This is a genomic window from Arthrobacter pascens (genome assembly GCF_017052465.1).
Classification (GTDB): Bacteria; Actinomycetota; Actinomycetes; order Actinomycetales; family Micrococcaceae; genus Arthrobacter; species Arthrobacter pascens.
The window spans coordinates 1-20,961 of sequence record NZ_JAFHKT010000128.1 but is presented as its reverse complement, the minus strand read 5'-3'; the positions used below and the strand labels follow the sequence as shown (position 1 = coordinate 20,961).

The following is a 20,961-nucleotide window of genomic DNA, read 5'->3' as shown; positions in this document are numbered from 1 at the left end:
GGCCTGCGAGGGGCACCATCCTTCGGCCTCGTGGTGCGGTCAGTGCCTAAGGTCGTAGATTCTGACGCCGTCAACGTTTTCCCCCTTGAAACTGGACTGAACCCAATCCGTGATGGCAGCAGCGTCCTTTCCCAAAGGGATTTCGTCCACTATCGGCTGTTGCCAAATGAAATATGCGATCCTGCCGTCCGCCACAAGTGACTTGAACCGGTCGAAGGTGGGTGCAGGGTCGTTTCCGAGCCACCCGCCGAGGGCTATGACCGGACGCTGCGCTGCGAGCTGATACTGGGCGGCGTTTTGGGCCGTGTACGTGGCCGCCGCCCATTCAGCCCCGTCGGATTCCCTGAGCAGGGTGGTCACCTCTGCGGATGGTTCGACGCCGAAGCCAAGGTGGCGGTCCAGCGGCGGGTCACCGCCTCTGGCAGCATCAAGATGGGCGGACAGGGCACGGGGATTGTTGGCCACAGGGCCGGAGAGCGGATTCGTGCCCTCCTGCGATCGGGTCAAGGTGATCAGGTCTGTGGCTACGGGTGCCAGCACAAGCGACACCGTGACGAGAGCGAGGGCAGCAAAACGCTGGGTGGAATTCCTGGCCCACAACCACCCCACGGTCGCAAGGATCGTCGCGAAGGCCAGAGCGATCGGCCAGAGCCCCCAACCGTCGCTGTACTGAAAAACCCGAAATCCGACGTAGCCGGTCCCCACCAGCAAGACCGCACCAATCAACCGGGCAACCGTCCGCTGCCTCTGATTCCACAGCAGGTGGAGCCCGATTGGCACGACTATTGCCATCGGGGCGGCCATCGAGAAGACATAGTAGGTGTGCGTCATGGTGCCCAAGAAGCTCAACAGGGTGTAGGAAGACACCAGCCCCACGACGCCCACCGCCATGAGGCCTGAAGCGGCCCTGCTGCGGACCGACTGCCGCCACAGCAGGACCAACGCGAGGGCACAGGCCAGGGCGGTAAAGAGAAGCCAACCGCCTTCCGGTGCAAAGTTTGCGTTGAACAGCCGGGACAGGCCGCCGTCGTACTCCACGTCGGATGGTGCGGGAGAGCTTGGGATCCCGGCCTGGCGGTCAGTGCTGAAGCGGAGGAACCGCGCCAAGCCGTTGTAGTCCAGTGTCAGTTCGCGCATGCTGTTTGAGGCGGATCCGCCGACGTAGGGCCTGTTCTCCGCCGGTGTCAGGTCCACTACCGCCATCCACCAGCCGCCGCTGACGATCAGCGCGGCGAGGGCGCCCAGCAGCCTTACCATGCGTGATGCCAAGGTGCCGGCGCCGAACAGGAGCACCGCCAGTACCAGGGCCGGGATGGGGAGGAAGGCCTGGATCTGTTTCGCCATGAATGCGAGGCCGAGAGCCGTGCCTGCCAGCAGGTACCAGGACCACGCGTTGTTTTCCAGCGCCCGGATAACGAAGTAGACGGCGGCCACGGTGAGGAGTCCCATGAGTGGCTCGGGGTTGTTGAACCGCGACATGAGCACCACAACGGGCGTCGTTGCGTAGATCAGGCCACCCAGCAATGCCGGGGCAGCCGGGTGGCTGCGGCGGATGATCTTGTAGATGAGCCAGGTCGTCGCTATTCCCATGAGGGCCTGGGGCACCAGAATCGCCCAGGAGTTTAGCCCGAAGAGCCGGACCGAGAGTGACATGATCCAAACGCTCAGCGGAGGTTTGTCGATGGTGATCAGGTTGCCCGCGTCGAGGGAACCGAAAAAGAACGCCTTCCAGTCCTGGGACCCGGCCTGGGCCGCTGCCGAGTAGTAGGGATTCGCCCACCCGTTACGGTCAAGGCCCCAAAGGAACGACGCAGCAGTAGCTGCGAGGAGAACAACCAGTCCAATCTTTTCCCAAGGCAGCGTCCTGGGGGCGGCGCCGCCGACTCGGTGAGCGGCAGTCCTCCGCGCCTCGGTGACGCTCAACGGACCGACTGTCCGGCTGGCCGCAGCGCAAGGACCACGGACTGTTCATCCCTTCGGCGGACCCGGAAGACCCAGATCCGGAGCAGCACGAACCGCATGAGGGTCGCGAGGACGTTCGCTGCCGTCAGCGTGAGCAACTCTGTGTTCGCCGTGGCGTCCAGGTTCACGGAGTGCAGCATCCACAGCGACGAAGAAGTGATGCCCCAGGCGAGCAGGAAAACGATCAGGCCTTGGACCTGCTGGGTAAACAGTCTGTCCGGCCCGCTGATGCCAAAGGTGAAGCGGCGGTTGGCTGCGGTGTTGCCTACGGCGGTCAGGAGCAGGGACAGGAAATTGGCCTGCTGTGCCCCGAAGGGACCCTGGAGAACCATGTAGAGCAGCGCAAAGGCCAGCGTTGAAACAGCGCCGACCAGGCCAAAGCGGACCACCTGGCCGAAAAAGCTGGGCCGGCCCGGTGGTACGATCGGGCGCCGGCCCAACTCCGCGTAAATGGCCTGCACCGGAATCGATCCCTTTATAAGGGATCCGGCCACACGGACCATGCCCCGAATGTCGTCGAGGGCGGTCTGCCTGATATCGACGCGGCTGTCCGGGTCATCCACCCAGTCAACAGGTATTTCGTGGATGCGCAGGCCGGAACGTTCGGCAATGATCAGCAGCTCGGTGTCAAAGAACCAGCCATTGTCTTCCACATGCGGAAGCAACCGCCGGGCAACATCATTGCGAATTGCTTTGAATCCGCATTGGGCATCGGAAAAACCCACCTGCATTGTCCGGCGAAGCAGGAGATTGTAGGACCTGGAGATGAATTCGCGCTTCGGCCCGCGGCTCACGCGTGAACTTTGTCCAAGCCTCGTTCCGATGGAAATATCCGAGTGCCCTGAAAGGAGCGGCGCCACCAGCGGGGGTAGCGCGGCGAGGTCGGTGGAAAGATCGACGTCCAGGTACGCCAGGACTTTGGCCTCTGACGCACCCCAGGCGTCACGGAGAGCGTATCCCCGTCCCTTGGCTTCGAGACGGCGATAGTCCACATGAGGCAACTGCTCGCTGAGACGAGCTGCAATCACCGGAGTCCGGTCAGTGCTTGCATTGTCGGCAATGGTTATCTTCCACGTCGAAGGCATTTCATTGGTCAAATATTCGGAGAGCCTTTTGATGCTGCTTTCGAGCACCGCTTCTTCATTGAAAACCGGTACCACAATTTCGAGCGCCAAGCCCCAGCTGCTAGGTGTCATGCATGGAATGGTAGGGGCGGGTCAAAACCGATAGCGAGGCCTTTACCCAAAGAGGGGTACCTCCAGGGGAAAGAGAGGTATTGCCGAGAAAAAGAGACGTACTTTCCAAAAAAACCCAAGTAGTCCGCGTGGTTGCCATGGCTCTGCGGCAGGTAGTCGGGCAGGTAGCCGGGCCGTACTAAACGGGTACGCAGGTCTCGAAGGACACCGCTTCGGCAGCCGCCTACCCCATCCTCTACACTTGACCCGATGTCTACATTATTTGGAACAGACGGTGTCCGGGGCCTGGCGAACGGCCTGCTGACCGCCGAGCTTGCAATGCAGCTGGCCCAGGCCGCCGCCGTCGTGCTCGGCCATGAACGCACCACCGAAGGTGCGCGGCCGCGCGCGGTGGTCGCGAGGGACCCCCGCGCGAGCGGCGAGTTCATCGCCGCCGCCGTGGAGGCCGGGCTGTCCAGCTCCGGCATCGACGTCTACGACGCCGGTGTCCTCCCCACCCCTGCGGCGGCCTACCTCGTGGCCGACCTGAAAGCGGACTTTGGCGTGATGATCTCCGCCTCCCACAACCCAGCTCCGGACAACGGCATCAAGTTCTTCGCCCGCGGCGGCCAGAAACTCCCCGACGAGGTGGAGAACGCCATCGAGGAGCAGATGGGCAAGGAGCCGTTCCGGCCCGTCGGAGGCGAAGTGGGCCGCATCCAGCGCTTCTCCGACGCCGAGGACCGCTACATCGTCCACCTCCTGGGAACCCTTCCGCACAACCTGCACGGCCTTAAAGTTGTCCTGGACTGCGCCCACGGTGCCGCCAGCGGCTGCTCGCCGCAGGTCTTCAAGGACGCCGGCGCCGACGTCGTGGTCATCGGAGCCGAGCCTGACGGACTGAACATCAACGAAGGTGTTGGTTCCACCCACCTGGGCCCGCTCAAGGCCGCTGTCGTGGCGCACGGCGCGGACCTCGGTATCGCCCACGACGGCGACGCCGACCGTTGCCTCGCCGTGGACCACGAAGGCAACGAAGTGGACGGCGACCAGATCATGGCCATCCTGGCGATTGCGCTCAAGAACGCAGGCAAGCTCACGGACAACGTCTTGGTTGCCACCGTCATGAGCAACCTCGGCCTGAAGATCGCCCTGCGCAACGCCGGCATCGAAATCCGCGAGACGGGCGTAGGGGACCGGTACGTCCTCGAAGAGATGCGCGACGGCGGCTTCAACCTAGGCGGCGAACAGTCCGGCCACGTGATCCTCGCCGACCACGCCACCACCGGAGACGGTGTCCTGACCGGCCTGCAGCTGGCGGCCCAGGTGGCGCTCACCGGCAAACCGCTGAAGGAACTGGCCACGGTGATGACCAAGCTCCCTCAGGTCCTCATCAACGTGAAGGACGTGGACCGCACCCGCGTCAAGGGCGACCAGGCCCTCGCCGCAGCCGTGCGTGTTGCCGAAGCGGAACTCGGTGACACCGGGCGCGTGCTCCTCCGCCCCTCCGGCACCGAACCTGTTGTGCGCGTCATGGTGGAGGCCGGAAGCCAGGAGACCGCACAGGTCATCGCCGAGCGCCTCGCGCAGGTGGTCAAAAACGAGCTGGCCCTGGGCCGGGTCCCAAGCGAGATGGTCCCCTAGCCAGGGTCCCGCCCCGAGCGGCAAACAATCACAAAGCGGTCCGCCTCCCCTTTGGGAGGCGGACCGGCCGGCGTCGAAGGCGCCAACTGGCTCACAATGAAGCGTGTGTATACTCGCCCTATTCATCGGGCGCGGGGGCGGGAATACATGGACGTAAGGCCGGGCGGCCCGACACATTTGCGGAGCCTTACGGGCCTGCGTTTTTTCGCTGCAATGGGCGTTGTGCTTTATCATCTTTCACTCTATTTCACGCCGCTCGACCATTCCCTTGATGCCTTCGGTTATGGCTTCACGGGGGTCAGTTTCTTCTTCGTACTTTCCGGGTTTGTTCTGACGTGGTCTCACCGAGAGGGTGAAAGCACGAGGAAGTTTTACCGGAACCGGTTCGCGAGGGTTTGGCCCCTCCACGCGGTGACAACGTTTCTGTCAACACTTGTCCCGACACTGGCTGCCAGTGCGTCGGTCTGGCCCGCACTGCCGTTCGTCCTGACGCTCACGCAAGCCTGGGTTCCTGCAGGCGGCTATGTGGTTGCCTTCAACGGTGTTTCTTGGTCATTGTCCTGCGAGGCATTTTTCTATTTTTCGTTCCCGTTCCTGATCCGCATGCTCGGCAAGGAACAGAAAACCGTCCTGCTGGCCGGATTCATATACGGCGGCATAGTGGCACTGGGCATCTACATTTCCGTGAGCTTTTCTGGCGCTGCTGCAAATTACCTATTGGGTACAATGCCCCTTTATCGCCTTGGGGAATTCGTGTTGGGCATGAGTCTGGCACTGATGATAAGGCGTGGATGGCGCCCCCGGCTCAGGCTCGGCCACGCTGTCGCCATAACCTTGGGGCTCTACGTCTCCTTGATGGTGGCGTCCGCTGTCGCCTCGGGCGGTGCCATTCCGGTGCCTGCAACGTACGCCAACCTCGTGATGCTTCCTGGGTTCATTGCGGTCATTGCGGCAGCAGCCACGAACGATCTCCGTGGTCCAGGCAAGGGCCCGGCGTCCAACACCATGGTCACACTAGGACGGTGGTCGTTTGCGCTGTATCTGGTTCACGAGCTTGTAATCCGGCTCGCGACGCCACTCGTTGATGGACTCGACGCTGCGGGTGCTTTGGCGGTTTCGGCCTTGGTGGTGGTTGCTTCCTTAGCCATATCCGGCCTGCTCCACGAACTTGTGGAGTCCCCGGCTGAGAAGTGGCTTCGGTCAGCTGGAAAGCAAAAGACTTTGCCATCCGAAAAACCGACTGCACCACAGGGAGTAGGCTCTTCGCCCTAGCGTCCCGCCTAGTAGCTCACCTGGTGGACTCGCTGCGAAGCGCATCCCGGATTTCGGTGAGCAGCGCGATCTGCGGGTCTTCGGCGGCTTCCTCCTTGACGTCCTGGTTGATGCCCAACTTGCGGTTGCGGCGTTCGATCATGTGGTTCATCGGAACGACGATGACGAAGTAGATCGCGGCCGCCACCAGCAGGAAGTTGACCACCGCGGTGAGGAGCACGCCGAACCGCACGTCGCCGAAGGCCAGGAAATCGTCGAAGTTGGGCTCTCCCACCAGCAGGGAAATGAGCGGCATCATGACGCTTTTGACCAGTGCGTCCACGACTGAACTGAAGGCGGCGCCGATGATGACGGCCACGGCAAGGTCAATGACATTGCCCTTGAGAATGAATTTCTTGAATCCGGTAAGCATGGGAACCAAACTATCGCACGGGCCCCGGCCGGCGTGTCACGGCTAAGGGTATCCCGGCGCCGCTTCCAGCCCGAAGTACTCCTCGAGTGTGGCGATCCCGCGCTTCCGCATGTCTGCGGCCGCCTCCACCCCGATGTACCGCAGGTGCCAGGACTCGTAGTAGTAACCCGTAATGGGGTGCAGCATCCACGGGTAACGCACCACGAAGCCGAACCGGTACGCGTTCGCCTTGGCCCACACTGCGGCGGGCTGCCCGGCAAAGCACGGCTGGAAACTGCAGGCCCCGCCGCCGTCGCCGATGTCGAACGCCCAGCCGGTCTGGTGCTCGGAATGGCCCGGCCGGGCTGACGCGGTATCGGCGGCCGCCTGTCCGCGCGCACTGACATGGCCGTTGTACGTCGCCACCTGCGTGGCGTAGGAACGGTAGCCGCTGGCCAGCATCATCATGACGCCGTCCGCCGCTGCTGCGGCGAACATCCGTTCCGCGGCAGCCGCCGTCGTGCGGTTCAGCAGCGCCGCCTCGCCGGATACGGCGAGGGCAACTTTCGGCTGCACAAGGTCGCGCGGGACGTAGTTGGCAGGCTTCAGTGGGCGCCGCTTGTTGACCACCAGCCAGGGGCTGGCCGGGTCGGTCAGCGAGTACTGCCGGGGGAGGCGGGCAGCAGCCGACGGCGCTGCGGGCGCTCCGGTCGGGGTGGTGGCAGCCGACGGCGGTGCTGTCGCGGAGCCGGTGGCAGGGGTCGACGGCGGTGCGGACGCGGTTGCGGTCGGTGCCGCGGGGGTGGACCCGGTCGGTGACACCGTGCCGGACGAAGCGCCCGGCGACCCGGACGCCGTCGGCAGTGCCGGCGTCGTACCCGTCGTGGTGGCGGGCGAAGGCTGGGGACCTGCCGGAGTGCAGGCGGCCAGCGCCGACAGCCCCGCACCGGCGAAAAGCAGCCGTGCAATGACGCGCCGGCTGGGTGCGGAAACGAGGTTATCTGCCGGACGCTCCGGCCCGGGGGAGCAGTCGTAGCACACCTGTGCTAGACCTTCCTCAGCAGCATCCGGCGGACGGAATGGTCCGCTTCCTTGGTGAGAACAAGCTGCGCCCGGCCCCTCGTGGGCAGCACATTCTCCTCCAGGTTCGGTTCGTTAATGCGCTTCCAGATATCCCGCGCTGTGCTTTCCGCTTCGTCGTCCGAGAGTGTCGCATAGCGGTGGAAGTACGACTCGGGCTGCGCGAACGCCGTGGAGCGGAGCTTGCGGAACCGGTCCACGTACCACTCCTCGATGTAGGAGGTCTTGGCGTCCACATAGATGGAGAAGTCGAAGAAGTCGCTCAGCGCCAACCCCTGGCGGCCGTCATGCCGCGGCCTCGCCGGCGCCAGGACGTTCAGCCCCTCAACAATGAGGACATCCGGGCGGCGGACCACCACTTCCTTGCCGGGAACAATGTCATAGGTGACATGCGAATACCACGGCGCCCGGACTTCCTCCGCCCCGCCCTTGATCTCGCTGACGAACCGCAGCAGCGCCCGGCGGTCATAGGATTCCGGGAAGCCCTTGCGTTCGAGCAGCTGCCGGCGCTTGAGCTCGGCGAGCGGGTACAGGAACCCATCCGTGGTGATCAGCTCAACGTTGGGCGTCCCGGGCCAGCGCCGGAGCATCTCGCGCAGCACGCGGGCGATGGTGGACTTGCCCACGGCCACCGATCCCGCGACGCCGATGACGAAAGGCGTCCGCTGGGTCTGTTCGCCCAGGAACGTGGTGGTGGCTGCATGCAGCTGGCCGGCAGCTTCGACGTATAGGTGCAGCAGGCGTGACAGCGGCAGGTAAACCTCCCGGACCTCATCGATGTCCAGGGGATCGCCGAGCCCACGGAGGCGCAGCACATCCTCTTCATTAAGGGGCTGTTCCATCTGGGCTGCGAGCCGGGACCAGGTCTGCCGGTCCAGCTCCACGAACGGCGAGACACCTTCCCCGTTCGCTTCATTGCGTTGCGAAGTCACCCTAGAGATTCTGCCCCTCGCAACGCCGAGAGCGAAATGCGGGGCGCCGTAAAGCCCCTGATGACGGGCCCCTTCGTGCCCTTGCAGGCGTTCCATCGACCGCTTTTGCGGCCACCGCCGCACGCCCTGCCGGAGGTCATCCGACGTCGGTTCTCTTCGAAGCCGGTTAGGCTATACCCATGTGTGGAATCGTGGGTTATGTAGGGCGTACGTCTGGCCGGGCTGATGCCGGGCATGGTGCGCTGGATGTTGTTCTTGAGGGTCTGCGCCGTCTGGAGTATCGGGGGTATGACTCCGCCGGTGTGGCCGTGGTGGCCGACGGGGAGATTTTCTCGCGGAAGAAGTCCGGGAAGCTGAGCAATCTGCTCGCTGAGCTGGAGGCGCGTCCGCTGCCGGCGTCGCTGACCGGTATCGGACACACCCGCTGGGCCACTCATGGCGGCCCGACGGACCAGAACGCGCACCCGCACCTGTCCGATGGCGGGAAGCTGGCCGTGATCCACAACGGCATCATCGAAAACTTTGCCGAGCTGAAGCAGGAACTGCTGGCCAAGGGTGTGGTCTTCGAGTCGGAGACCGATACTGAGGTGGCGGCTGCGCTGCTGGGGGACATCTTCCGGAACAAGCTTAATGGTGACGTGTCCGACGGCGGCCTGACCACCGCGATGCAGCTGGCCTGCCAGCGCCTGGAGGGCGCGTTCACGCTGCTGGCCGTGCACGCGGACCAGCCGGACGTCGTGGTGGCCGCACGCCGGAACTCGCCGCTCGTGGTGGGTCTGGGCGAGGGGGAGAATTTCCTGGGCTCGGATGTCTCCGGGTTCATTGATTACACCCGCCGTGCGGTGGAGCTGGGCCAGGACCAGATCGTGACGATCACCGCTGACACTGTGGAGATCACGGACTTCTACGGTGCCCCGGCCGAGGGCAAGGAATACCACGTTGACTGGGACCCGGCCTCTGCCGAGAAGGGCGGCTTCGCCTCCTTCATGGAGAAGGAAATCCATGACCAGCCCGATGCCGTGGCGCAGACGCTGCTGGGCCGTTCGGACCTGAACGGCAAGCTGACCCTGGATGAGCTGCGCATCGATCCGGCGCTGCTGAAGAAGGTCGACAAGATCATCGTGCTGGCCTGCGGCACCGCCGCGTACGCCGGCATGGTTGCCAAGTACGCCATCGAGAACTGGTGCCGGATCCCCACCGAGGTGGAGCTCGCCCACGAGTTCCGCTACCGCGACCCGATCGTTGGCCCGAACACCCTGGTGGTCTCCATCAGCCAGTCGGGCGAAACGATGGACACGCTCATGGCCGTGCGGTACGCCCGGGAGCAGGGCGCCATCACGGTGTCGATCTGCAACACCAACGGGTCCACCATTCCGCGTGAATCCGACGCCGTGCTGTACACACACGCCGGTCCGGAGATCGCGGTGGCGTCCACGAAGGCGTTCCTGGCCCAGATCACGGCCGCGTACCTGCTGGGCCTGTACCTGGCGCAGCTGCGCGGGAACATCTTCTCCGGCCAGATCAAGGACGTGTTGGCTGACCTGGGCAAGATCCCGGCGAAGATCCAGAAGATCCTCGACAATGCCGGTGAACTGCGCGACCTCGCCCGCAGCATGAAGGACGAGAAGTCCGTGCTGTTCCTGGGCCGCCACGTGGGCTACCCCGTGGCCCTCGAGGGTGCGCTGAAGCTGAAGGAAATTGCCTACCTCCACGCCGAGGGCTTCGCGGCCGGTGAGCTGAAGCACGGCCCCATCGCGCTGATCGAGGAAGGCCAGCCGGTCTTCGTGGTGGTGCCCTCGCCGCGTGGCCGGGACTCGCTGCACTCCAAGGTGGTGTCCAACATCCAGGAGATCCGCGCCCGCGGTGCCCGCACGCTGGTGATCGCCGAGGAAGGCGACGAGGCGGTCCGGGACTACGCCGAGCACGTCTTCTACGTGCCGGAGACTCCCGTCCTGCTGATGCCGCTGCTGACCACGGTGCCGCTGCAGATCTTCGCGTGTGAACTTGCCGCCGCCAAGGGATTCGACGTGGACCAGCCACGCAACCTGGCCAAGAGCGTCACCGTAGAGTAAGCCCATGATTGTTGGCATCGGCGTAGACGTCGTGGACATTGAACGGTTCGGCCGCCAGCTGGAGCGCACCCCGGGACTGCGCGACCGGCTGTTCGTTCCGGCCGAACGGGAACTGAACACCCGCTCCCTTGCGGCGCGCTTTGCCGCCAAGGAGGCTGTGGCCAAGGTCCTCGGGGCGCCGGCGGGCATGAACTGGCAGGACTGCTGGATCGGACTGGACCAGAACGGCCCCACGATCCAGGTCAAGGGGACGGTGCTGGCCGTGGCCGAGGCCAAGGGCGTCAAACGCTGGCATCTGTCCATGAGCCACGACGGCGGCATCGCCACCGCAACCGTCCTGGCCGAGGGCTGACCCTGGCCGCCCGACGGAACAGCACCGCGAACGGACTGGACTGATGATCAGCGCCTATACCGGAACCCAGATACGGGAGGCTGAAAAGCCCCTGCTGGATTCAGGTATGGGCGCTGTTCTCATGCAGCGGGCAGCCCACGGCCTTGCCCACGCGGTGGTCTCGGAGCTGCGGACCCGGGGCTCCCGGCTCTACGGCTGCAGCGTCGTCGTGCTGACCGGCAAGGGCAACAACGGCGGGGACGGCCTCTTCGCGGCCGCGCACCTCGCGGGACGGGGAATGCGGACGACGGCGGTCCTCGCCGCGGACAGCGCCCACCCCGACGCCCTCGCAGCCTTCGAACGGGCCGGCGGCCGGGTGGTCCACCTGACCGAAGCCAACGCCCCTGACCTGGCAGCGCTGGCCGGCCGGGCCGACGTCGTCATTGATGCCCTGCTGGGCACCGGCGCCCAGGGCGGGCTGCGCGGCAGCGCCGCCGCCCTCGTGTCCTTGCTTGCTCAACGGCCGCCCCGCCTGGCCGTGGCCTGCGATGTCCCCAGCGGGCTGAACTCCGACACCGGTGAAACGGCGGGCCCCGTGCTGTTCGCCGATCTCACCGTCACCTTCGGCGGCGCCAAGGCCGGCCTGCTGGCCGACCCGGGCGCCGACTACGCCGGCACGGTCCACGTGGTTCCAATCGGGATCGAGGACGGGCTGCCCTGGCCTGCGCTGCGGCGGCTCGAAGCCTCCGACCTCGCCACGCTGCTCCCCAGCCCCTCACGCCGCTCCCACAAGTACTCCCGGGGCGTCCTCGGAGTGGTGGCAGGGTCCGCAGCGTACCCGGGAGCCGCGGTGCTCGCCTGCCGCGGGGCACTCGCCGCCGGTGTCGGCATGGTGCGCTACCTCGGTCCGCCGGACGTCGCCGACCTCATCAGGCAAAGCTGCCCGGAGGTGGTGTGCAGCACCGGAACAGTCGCCGACACTCACGTCCAGGCGTGGCTCGTGGGATCCGGCATGGACGGCGCCGATGACGAACAGATGCAGCACGTCCGCGACGCCGCCGACTCCGGGCTGCCCACCGTGGCCGACGCCGGCGCGCTGCCGGCCCTGCCGGACGTCCTGGCCCCGCAGGTGGTCCTGACCCCGCACGCCGGCGAACTGGCCACCCTGCTGCAGCGCCTCGGCGCCGGCATGGACCGCGAGGCCGTGGAAGCCGCAACCCTCGCCGCGGCCCGCCAGGCCGCAGGCCTGACGGAGGCCACCGTGCTGCTGAAGGGGGCCACCACCCTGGTGGCCTCGCCGTACCAGGACTTCTACAGCCAGTCCGACGGCACACCCTGGCTGGCCACCGCCGGCAGCGGTGATGTGCTGGCCGGCGTGATCGGTGCGCTGCTCGCCCAGGTGGGGTCCGACGTCGGGCGCTTCCGGGCGGCGGGCATCGATCCGGACGAGCGCTGGGCGGCCATTGCCGCCATGGCGGCGAGCCTTCATGCGCGGGCCGGGGCAGCCGCCTCGAACGGCGCGCCGCTGACCGCGGGCCGCGTCGCGGAGGCCATCCCCGGAATCTGGGATAAAGTAAGTGCGCTTAGCAATCAGCGGCCGTGGGAGCGTAATAGTCGCTCCCACCGGCTACGGTAAAACCAAGTTCCTCGCGAGTGGTGCAGCACACACTCGCCGGAGGCAATGTTGGACAACGTAATAGGAGCACGAATGGAAATCTGGCCCGGATCGGCGTACCCCCTTGGCGCCACCTTCGACGGAACCGGAACCAACTTCGCATTGTTCAGCGAAAGGGCAGACAAGGTCGAACTGTGCCTCTTCGACGAAGACGGAAAGGAGACCAGGGTCGACGTCGCGGAAGTGGACGGGTATGTGTGGCACTGTTACCTGCCGCACGTGCAGCCCGGACAGAAGTACGGCTACCGCGTCCACGGCCCGTACGACCCCTCCTCCGGAAACCGCTTCAACCCGAACAAGCTCCTCCTGGACCCGTACGCCAAGGCAGTGCACGGCCAGATCGACTGGGACCCCGCCCTCTTCTCCTACAACATGGGCGACCCCACTTCCCGGAATGACCAGGACTCCGCGCCGCACATGACGATGGGCGTGGTCATCAATCCGTTCTTCGACTGGGACGGCGACCACCTCCCGCGCATTCCGTACCACCAGTCCGTCATCTATGAAGCCCACGTCAAGGGCCTCACACAGCTCCATCCCGAGATCCCGGAGGAGCAGCGCGGCACCTACGCCGGCGTGGCACACCCCTCCGTCATCTCGCACCTGCAGAAACTGGGCATCACGGCGATCGAACTCATGCCGGTGCACCAGTTCGTCAACGACGGCATCCTGGAGGACAAGGGGCTCAGCAACTACTGGGGCTACAACACCATCGGGTTCTTCGCCCCGCACAACAGCTACAGCTCCACCGGCGACACCGGCCAGCAGGTCCAGGACTTCAAGGCCATGGTCCGGTCGCTGCACCGCGCAGGCATCGAGGTCATCCTTGACGTGGTGTACAACCACACAGCAGAGGGCAACCACCTCGGCCCCACCCTCTCCTTCAAGGGCATCGACAACCAGGCCTACTACCGGCTGATGGAGGGGGATCTCCAGCACTATATGGACTACACCGGCACCGGCAACTCGCTGAACGTCCGCCAGCCGCACTCCCTGCAGCTGCTCATGGACTCCCTGCGCTACTGGGTGACCGAAATGCACGTGGACGGCTTCCGCTTCGACCTCGCCTCCACCCTGGCCCGCGAGTTCTACGACGTCGACAAGCTCTCCACCTTCTTCGAACTCATCCAGCAGGACCCGGTGGTCTCCCAGGTCAAGCTGATCGCGGAGCCGTGGGACGTTGGACCCGGCGGCTACCAGGTGGGCAACTTCCCGCCGCAGTGGACGGAATGGAACGGGAAGTACCGCGACACCGTCCGTGACTTCTGGCGCGGCGAGCCGGCAACGCTGGGCGAGTTCGCCTCGCGCATCACGGGCTCGGCGGACCTCTACGAGCACTCCGGCCGCCGCCCCGTGGCCTCCATCAACTTCGTCACGGCCCACGATGGCTTCACGCTGGCTGACCTGGTGTCCTACAACGAGAAGCACAACGAGGCCAACGGCGAAGGCAACAACGACGGCGAGTCCCACAACCGCTCCTGGAACTGCGGCGCGGAGGGACCCACGGACGACGCCAAGGTCCTGGGGCTGAGGGCGCGCCAGCAGCGCAACTTCATCGCTTCGCTGTTGCTTTCCCAAGGCGTGCCCATGCTGCTCCACGGAGACGAACTGGGCCGCACCCAGAAGGGCAACAACAACGGCTACTGCCAGGATTCGGAACTGACGTGGATCAACTGGGACAACGTTGACCAGCCGCTGATTGAGTTCACAGCGGCCGTCAACTCGCTGCGGGCCAAGCACCCCACGTTCAGGCGCAGCCGCTTCTTCGACGGCAGGCCTGTCCACCGGGGCGAAGGCGAACGGCTGCCGGACATCGTATGGCTGGACCCGGACGGCAGCACCATGCAGCCGGAGGACTGGGACAGCGGCTTCGGCAGGTCCGTGGGCGTCTTCCTCAATGGTGACGGCATCCAGGGGAAGGACAGCCGCGGGCGACGCATTCAGGACGTCAACTTCGTGCTCTACTTCAACGCCCACGATGGCGACGTCGAATTCAAGCTGCCTTCGGACGAATACGCTCCGGCTTGGGACACGATCATCGACACCGCCGGTGCGGGTGCCGATTCCGAGCCCGTGGTGGCCGGCGGCAGGCTGTCCGTCGCGGCGAAATCACTCGTGGTGCTGCGCGCCCACAGTGCCCCGGAGGAGGAGCCCGACCACTCCGTTGCGGCCTCCCTGGCGGCCCTGACGCAGACGGCAACCACCGAGACGGCGGCCCTTACGGCCCCGGCCGTACCGGAGCCGAGCAAGACCAAGAAGGCCGCACCGGAGCCCGACCCGGAGGAAGCCGCCGACGACAAGCCAGCGGACAAGCCAGCGGACAAGCCTGCGGACGCGCCGGCCGAAAAGGCGGCGGAAGCGCCGGCTGAAAAGCCTGCGGAAAAGCCCGCGGGGAAGCATCCCGGGAAGCCCGCAGGAGGGCATGCCGGGAAGCGGTCCGGGAAGCCGAAGGCAGGCAAGCCGGCAGGGGAGGGCGCATGAGGACGCCCGTCTCCACCTACCGGCTGCAGATCAGGCAAGGGTTCACCCTGTTTGATGCGGCCGAAACCGTGCCGTATCTGCACTCCCTGGGCGTCGACTGGATCTACCTCTCGCCGGTGCTCAAGGCCGAGAGCGGTTCCGACCACGGCTATGACGTCACGGATCCGTCCGTGGTGGACCCGGAGCGCGGCGGCCCCGAGGGCCTGGCCGCCGTTTCCAAGGCGGCCCGTGCTGCCGGCATGGGTGTCCTGATCGACATCGTGCCCAACCATGTGGGCGTGGCCACGCCGGCGCAGAACCCGTGGTGGTGGTCGCTGCTCAAGGAGGGCCGCGGGTCCCCCTACGCGGAGGCCTTCGACGTCGACTGGGACCTCGCCGGCGGCCGCATCCGGATTCCGGTCCTGGGCAGCGACGACGACCTCGACCAGCTCGAGGTTAAGGACGGTGAACTGCGCTACTACGATCACCGCTTTCCGCTGGCCGAGGGCAGCTACACCGAGGGTGATTCGCCCCGGGATGTGCACGCCAGGCAGCATTACGAACTCATGGGCTGGCGGCGTGCCGACAACGAGCTGAACTACCGCCGCTTCTTCGCAGTGAACACGCTGGCCGGTGTCCGCGTGGAACGGCCGTCCGTCTTCGACAAGGCCCATGAGGAAGTGGTGCGCTGGTTCCGTGAGGGACTTGCGGACGGACTGCGGATCGACCACCCGGACGGCCTCGCCGACCCGGAGGGCTACCTGAAGCGCCTCCGGGAGGTGACCGGCGGGGCATACCTGCTGGTCGAAAAAATCCTCGAACCGGGGGAGCAGCTGCCGGCCAGCTTCGAATGCGAAGGGACCACCGGCTACGACGCCCTCGCCGACGTCGACCGCATCTTCGTCGATCCGCAGGGTCGCGACGTGCTCGACCGGGTCGACGCCCGGCTGCGCGGCGGCGAACCTGCCGACTACCAGCAGATGATCCGCGGAACGAAGCGCCGGATCACCGACGGCATCCTTCACTCCGAGGTCCTGCGGCTCGCCCGGCTGGTGCCGGACGGTTCAGGCATCTCCCCCGAAGCGGCGGCCGATGCGATTGCGGAAATCATCGCGGCGTTCCCGGTCTACCGCACCTACCTGCCCACGGGCGGGGAAGTCCTGAAGGAAGCCTGCGAGCTCGCCGCGCGCTGGCGTCCGGAACTGGACGAGGCCATCCGAGTCCTGCACCCGCTGCTGCAGGACACGGACCTTGAGCTCGCCCGGAGGTTCCAGCAGACCTCGGGAATGGTCATGGCCAAGGGCGTGGAGGACACCGCGTTCTTCCGTTACAACAGGCTCGGCACGCTCACGGAAGTCGGCGCGGACCCCACGGAGTTCTCGCTCGACCCGGAGGAATTCCACCGCCGGATGTCCCGCCGCCAGGCGGAGCTGCCGCTCTCCATGACCACGCTCAGCACGCACGACACGAAACGGAGCGAGGATACCCGGGCGCGGATCTCGGTCATCTCCGAAGCAGCGTCCGAATGGGAGAAGGCTCTTGACCGGCTGAATGCCTTGGCGCCGCTGCCTGACGGGCCGCTGTCGGTCCTGCTGTGGCAGGCCATTGCCGGCGCGTGGCCGGCGGAGCGGGAGCGCCTCCAGTCCTACGCGCTCAAGGCCGCCCGCGAGGCCAGCAGCTCCACCACCTGGACCGACCCCGACCCCGCGTTCGAAGAGAAGCTGGCCGCCGCCGTCGACTCCGCATTCGACAATCCCGAGGTCCGTGCCGAACTGGAAGCCCTCGTGGACCTCCTGGCACCCTATGGCGCGTCGAACTCGCTCTCGGCAAAGCTGGTGCAGCTGACCATGCCGGGCGTGCCCGACGTGTATCAGGGCACCGAGTTCTGGGACCGGTCGCTGACCGACCCGGACAACCGCCGCCCGTTCAGCTTCCCGGACCGGAAGCGGGCCCTGGAACAGCTGGACGCCGGCGAACGGCCAGCGTCATTCACCGACGAGCGGGTCAAGCTGCTGGTGACCTCCCGTGCCCTGCGGCTGCGGCGCAACCGGCAGGAGCTGTTCGCCGGATACCGTCCCGTGCAGGCGACCGGCCCCGCCGCCGCACACCTGCTGGGCTTCGACCGCGGAGCCGGGGGAGCGCCCGGCGCGGTGACCCTGGCCACCCGGCTGCCGTTCGGACTGGAACAGTCGGGCGGCTGGCGGGACACCGCCGTCGAGCTTGAGACCGCCATGAAGGATGAACTGACCGGTGCCGGCTTCGGCCCCGGGCCCGCGGCGCTTGCGGATATTTTCCGTGCCTACCCGGTGGCGCTGCTGGTGCCTGAGACAGGAGGAAAGTCATGACGCAACAGAATTACGCGGCCAAACCCGTGCAAGGACCGCAGCGGTTCGACATCTGGGCACCCGAGGCAGGGTCCGTGACGCTGCTGGCCGGCGGGGAGCGCTACCCGATGGTCCGGCGGCCCGGCACCGGGCCCGAGGATGACGGCTGGTGGACCGCCACGGAGGCTCCCGCTGCCGGCGAGGTCGACTACGGATACCTGCTCGACGGCGACGAAACGCCGCTGCCTGATCCGCGGACCCGCCGCCAGCCGGAAGGCGTCCACGCCCTGTCCCGCACGTTCGATCCCGGCACCTACCAGTGGCAGGACACCGGGTGGCAGGGCAGGGCGCTCCAGCGCGCCGTGATCTACGAGCTCCACCTTGGAACCTTTACGCCGGAAGGGACGCTCGACGCCGCCGCCGCAAAGCTGGACTATCTGGCCGGGCTGGGAATCGACTACGTGGAACTGCTGCCCGTGAACGCCTTCAACGGCACGCACAACTGGGGCTACGACGGCGTGCAGTGGTTCGCCGTCCACGAGGGCTACGGCGGGCCGGCCGCGTACCAGCGGTTCGTGGACGCCGCCCACGCCGCGGGGATCGGCGTCATCCAGGACGTGGTCTACAACCACCTCGGGCCGAGCGGAAACTACCTGCCCCGGTTCGGGCCGTACCTCAAGCACGGCGAGGGCAACACCTGGGGCGACTCCGTCAACCTGGACGGGCCGGGCTCGGACCACGTCCGCCGGTACATCCTCGACAACGTCGCCATGTGGCTGCGCGACTACCGGGTGGACGGACTCCGCCTGGACGCCGTGCACGCACTGAAGGACGAACGGGCCGTGCACATCCTGGAAGAGTTCGGTGCGCTGGCAGACGACATCTCTGCCGAGGTCGGCCGTCCGCTGACCCTGATCGCAGAGTCGGACCTTAACAACCCGCGGCTGCTGTACCCCCGGAATGTCAACGGCTACGGCCTTGCCGGCCAGTGGAGCGATGACTTCCACCATGCCGTGCACGTCAGCGTCAGCGGGGAAACCACCGGGTACTACAGTGACTTCGACTCGCTGGGTGCCCTCGCCAAGGTGCTGCGGGACGGGTTCTTCCACGACGGCAGCTACTCCAGCTTCCGCGGACGACGCCACGGCCGACCGATAGACGCCGGCGCCGTCCACCCGGCGGCACTGGTGGTCTGCTCGCAGAACCATGACCAGATCGGCAACCGGGCCACCGGTGACCGGCTGTCGCAGTCACTGCCGTACGGCAGCCTGGCGCTCGCGGCCGTGCTGACCCTGACCGGTCCGTTCACGCCCATGCTGTTCATGGGGGAGGAATACGGCGCCTCCACGCCCTGGCAGTTCTTCACCTCGCATCCGGAGCCCGAGCTTGGCAAGGCCACCGCGGAAGGCCGGATCAGGGAGTTCGAACGCATGGGGTGGGACCCCGCCGTCGTGCCCGATCCCCAGGATCCGGCAACGTTCACGCGCTCCAAGCTGGACTGGGCGGAAGCCTCCGAGGGCGACCACGCCCGGTTGCTGGAACTGTACCGGGCGCTCATCCTCCTGCGGCGTTCCACGCCGGACCTCACCGCCCTGGGCTTCGAGGATACGGAAGCGGAGTTCGACGACGACGCCCGCTGGCTGCGCTTCCGGCGCGGCGGCGTGCAGGTCCTGCTGAACTTCGCCGAGCAGGCGGTCACCCTGGACCGCGCCGGCGCCGAGCTGCTCCTGGCCACCGATGATGCCGTCCGCATTGAGGGCGGCAAGGTGGAACTGCCGGGGCTGAGCGCAGCCGTTCTCGGGGACTGATGGGCTGCCGGGGCCGGTGTCCGTCATCCTGACCGGATGGTGGACACCGGCCCCGGCGCACCCCGCTGGCTGGCAGGATGGTACGTATGACTTATTTGGCTGCAGACAACCGCTATGAAACCATGCCATACCGCCGTGTCGGACGCAGCGGCCTCAAGCTACCGGCCATCTCGCTCGGCCTCTGGCACAACTTCGGCGACGACAAGCGCTTTGACGAACAGCGCGCCATCCTGCGTCGTGCCTTCGACCTTGGCGTGAACCACTTCGACCTCGCCAACAACTACGGCCCTCCGGACGGATCGGCGGAGGCCAACTTCGGCCGGCACCTGCGCGAGGACTTCAGGCCCTACCGCGATGAGCTGGTCATCGCCACCAAGGCCGGCTACTACATGTGGCCCGGCCCGTACGGTGAGTGGGGCTCCCGCAAGTACCTGCTGTCCAGCTTGGACCAGTCCCTGCAGCGCATGGGACTGGACTACGTGGACATCTTCTACAGCCACCGCCCCGACCCCGAAACTCCGCTGGAGGAAACGATGGGCGCGCTGGACCACGCCGTACGCTCCGGCAAGGCCCTCTACGCCGGCATCTCCTCCTACACCCCCGAGCAGACGCTGGAGGCAGCCCGGATCCTCAAGGACCTCGGGACGCCGCTGCTCATTCACCAGCCCAGCTACTCCATGCTGAACCGCTGGACCGAGGACGGCAGCCCCAACCTGTACGAGGCACTCGACCAGGTGGGCGCCGGCTCCATTGCCTTCTCCCCGCTGGCCCAGGGCATGCTGACAGACCGCTACCTGCACGGCATCCCGTCCGATTCCCGTGCGGCCAAGGACCGGTTCCTCTCCGAATCGGCCATCACACAGGACAAGCTGGAGCGCATCCGCGGGCTCAACGGAATCGCTGCAGACCGAGGCCAGTCCTTGGCGCAGATGGCCATCGCGTGGATCCTGCGCGACCAGCCCAAGGGCTCCCCGGTGACCTCAGCCCTCGTCGGCGCGTCCAGCGTGGCCCAGCTCGAAAACACCCTCGCGGCCATTAACAACCTCGAGTTCAGCGCCGGGGAGCTGACCGCCATCGATGAGTTCGCCGTCGAATCGGACATCAACCTCTGGGCACAGAGGGTCTGAGCCACTACTTCACTGCCGGGCCCTCGGGCCCGGCAGTGCCGCCGGCCCGGCAGTGCCGTGGCCCCCAAGTCCCGCTGTGCCCCGAAGTAACGAACGGGCTGGAGCCGGCGGGAATAGCAGCGGCTCCGGCGTGGTTTAGTTAGACTGATAAGCGCGCCGCGTGGCGCCGTGTCCGTCAGACGCCGTCGTACAGCAGGGTACAGACGCGCAGGGCACCTGAAGTTTGTTCCCTAAGGAGTTCCGTGTCTTCCAATCCGATTCGTGTCGCTATCGTCGGTGTGGGCAACTGCGCCGCATCGCTGGTCCAGGGTGTCCACTATTACCGGGATGCCGACCCCCAGGCCACGATCCCGGGTCTGATGCACGTGGAGTTCGGCAAGTACCACGTCAACGACGTGAAGTTCGTCGCCGCCTTCGATGTGGACGGCAAGAAGGTCGGCGTGGACCTGGCCGACGCCATCCTGGCCAGCGAGAACAACACCATCAAGATCGCCGACGTGCCGCCGACCGGAGTGACGGTGCAGCGCGGGCACACCCTGGACGGGTTGGGCCGGTATTACCTGGAGACCATCGAGCAGTCCACCAAGGAGCCGGTCGACGTCGTCCAGGCCCTGAAGGACGCCGAGGTTGACGTGATGGTCTGCTACCTGCCGGTCGGCTCGCAGGAAGCGGCGGAGTTCTACGCCCAGTGCGCGATCGATGCCGGGG

General features: G+C 66.2%; 15 protein-coding genes. 10 read left to right on the top strand and 5 right to left on the bottom strand.

Annotated elements, in window-relative coordinates; translation table 11 throughout:
• Window positions 1–39: 39 nt before the first annotated feature.
• The gene (locus JYA52_RS08425; RefSeq protein ID WP_205652753.1) at window positions 40–1,923 is read right to left on the bottom strand and encodes an ArnT family glycosyltransferase; all 1,884 of its coding nucleotides are present in this window, start codon (window positions 1,921–1,923) and stop codon (window positions 40–42) included.
• Window positions 1,920–3,158, bottom strand: coding sequence for a bifunctional glycosyltransferase family 2/GtrA family protein (locus JYA52_RS08420; protein ID WP_205652752.1), 1,239 nt, complete (start codon window positions 3,156–3,158; stop codon window positions 1,920–1,922). Before JYA52_RS08420 ends, JYA52_RS08425 begins: the two co-directional genes overlap by 4 nt.
• Window positions 3,159–3,407: 249 nt before the next feature.
• Here JYA52_RS08420 and glmM point away from each other — a divergent pair, with 249 nt between their 5' ends.
• A complete protein-coding gene (gene glmM / locus JYA52_RS08415; protein ID WP_205652751.1) occupies window positions 3,408–4,781 on the top strand; it encodes a phosphoglucosamine mutase in 1,374 nt (457 codons plus the stop codon).
• A 147-nt stretch (window positions 4,782–4,928) separates the two neighbouring features.
• Complete coding sequence (locus JYA52_RS08410) at window positions 4,929–6,053, top strand: acyltransferase family protein (RefSeq protein WP_205652750.1); 1,125 nt, start codon at window positions 4,929–4,931, stop codon at window positions 6,051–6,053.
• A 16-nt stretch (window positions 6,054–6,069) separates the two neighbouring features.
• Here JYA52_RS08410 and mscL read toward each other — a convergent pair whose 3' ends face one another.
• Genes mscL through coaA form a run of 3 tightly spaced genes read right to left on the bottom strand, consistent with a single transcriptional unit; the run spans window position 6,070 to window position 8,456 of the window.
• Window positions 6,070–6,465, bottom strand: a complete 396-nt coding sequence (gene mscL / locus JYA52_RS08405; protein WP_205652749.1) for a large conductance mechanosensitive channel protein MscL — start codon at window positions 6,463–6,465, stop codon at window positions 6,070–6,072.
• Window positions 6,466–6,507: 42 nt separating this feature from the next.
• On the bottom strand, window positions 6,508–7,485 hold the full coding sequence (locus JYA52_RS08400) for a M15 family metallopeptidase (protein ID WP_205652748.1): 978 nt from the start codon (window positions 7,483–7,485) through the stop codon (window positions 6,508–6,510).
• 5 nt (window positions 7,486–7,490) lie between these two features.
• Complete coding sequence (gene coaA, locus JYA52_RS08395; protein WP_205652747.1) at window positions 7,491–8,456, bottom strand: type I pantothenate kinase; 966 nt, start codon at window positions 8,454–8,456, stop codon at window positions 7,491–7,493.
• A gap of 179 nt (window positions 8,457–8,635) precedes the next feature.
• On the opposite strand from coaA, the gene glmS reads away from it, so the two are divergent.
• The 8 genes from glmS to JYA52_RS08355 all read left to right on the top strand — a co-directional run.
• Window positions 8,636–10,528, top strand: coding sequence for a glutamine--fructose-6-phosphate transaminase (isomerizing) (glmS, locus tag JYA52_RS08390; RefSeq protein ID WP_205652746.1), 1,893 nt, complete (start codon window positions 8,636–8,638; stop codon window positions 10,526–10,528).
• Between the two features lie 4 nt (window positions 10,529–10,532).
• The gene (locus tag JYA52_RS08385) at window positions 10,533–10,880 is read left to right on the top strand and encodes a holo-ACP synthase (protein ID WP_018776647.1); all 348 of its coding nucleotides are present in this window, start codon (window positions 10,533–10,535) and stop codon (window positions 10,878–10,880) included.
• Between the two features lie 43 nt (window positions 10,881–10,923).
• Entirely contained in the window at window positions 10,924–12,495 is a 1,572-nt protein-coding gene (locus JYA52_RS08380) for an NAD(P)H-hydrate epimerase (RefSeq protein WP_205652745.1), read from the top strand.
• Window positions 12,496–12,567: 72 nt separating this feature from the next.
• Window positions 12,568–15,015, top strand: a complete 2,448-nt coding sequence (glgX, locus tag JYA52_RS08375; protein WP_240460112.1) for a glycogen debranching protein GlgX — start codon at window positions 12,568–12,570, stop codon at window positions 15,013–15,015.
• Window positions 15,012–17,339, top strand: a complete 2,328-nt coding sequence (gene treY, locus JYA52_RS08370; protein ID WP_205652744.1) for a malto-oligosyltrehalose synthase — start codon at window positions 15,012–15,014, stop codon at window positions 17,337–17,339. The genes glgX and treY overlap by 4 nt, the downstream gene beginning before the upstream one ends.
• Window positions 17,336–19,126 carry a malto-oligosyltrehalose trehalohydrolase gene (treZ, locus tag JYA52_RS08365; protein ID WP_205652743.1) on the top strand — a complete coding sequence of 597 codons (1,791 nt, stop codon included), beginning with the start codon at window positions 17,336–17,338 and terminating at the stop codon, window positions 19,124–19,126. Before treY ends, treZ begins: the two co-directional genes overlap by 4 nt.
• Window positions 19,127–19,212: 86 nt before the next feature.
• Window positions 19,213–20,253 carry an L-glyceraldehyde 3-phosphate reductase gene (gene mgrA, locus JYA52_RS08360; RefSeq protein ID WP_205652742.1) on the top strand — a complete coding sequence of 347 codons (1,041 nt, stop codon included), beginning with the start codon at window positions 19,213–19,215 and terminating at the stop codon, window positions 20,251–20,253.
• Window positions 20,254–20,495: 242 nt separating this feature from the next.
• Window positions 20,496–20,961: inositol-3-phosphate synthase (locus JYA52_RS08355; protein WP_504739509.1), on the top strand; the 466-nt coding region annotated here is incomplete at its 3' end.

Coding starts and splice junctions, on each gene's coding strand:
- treZ (WP_205652743.1), top strand. CDS start 17,336: ATGACGCAACAGAATTACGCGGCCAAACCCGTGCAAGGACCGCAGCGG.
- mscL (WP_205652749.1), bottom strand. CDS start 6,465: ATGCTTACCGGATTCAAGAAATTCATTCTCAAGGGCAATGTCATTGAC.
- glmM (WP_205652751.1), top strand. CDS start 3,408: ATGTCTACATTATTTGGAACAGACGGTGTCCGGGGCCTGGCGAACGGC.
- JYA52_RS08380 (WP_205652745.1), top strand. CDS start 10,924: ATGATCAGCGCCTATACCGGAACCCAGATACGGGAGGCTGAAAAGCCC.
- mgrA (WP_205652742.1), top strand. CDS start 19,213: ATGACTTATTTGGCTGCAGACAACCGCTATGAAACCATGCCATACCGC.
- glmS (WP_205652746.1), top strand. CDS start 8,636: ATGTGTGGAATCGTGGGTTATGTAGGGCGTACGTCTGGCCGGGCTGAT.
- JYA52_RS08420 (WP_205652752.1), bottom strand. CDS start 3,158: ATGACACCTAGCAGCTGGGGCTTGGCGCTCGAAATTGTGGTACCGGTT.
- JYA52_RS08385 (WP_018776647.1), top strand. CDS start 10,533: ATGATTGTTGGCATCGGCGTAGACGTCGTGGACATTGAACGGTTCGGC.
- glgX (WP_240460112.1), top strand. CDS start 12,568: ATGGAAATCTGGCCCGGATCGGCGTACCCCCTTGGCGCCACCTTCGAC.
- treY (WP_205652744.1), top strand. CDS start 15,012: ATGAGGACGCCCGTCTCCACCTACCGGCTGCAGATCAGGCAAGGGTTC.
- JYA52_RS08410 (WP_205652750.1), top strand. CDS start 4,929: ATGGACGTAAGGCCGGGCGGCCCGACACATTTGCGGAGCCTTACGGGC.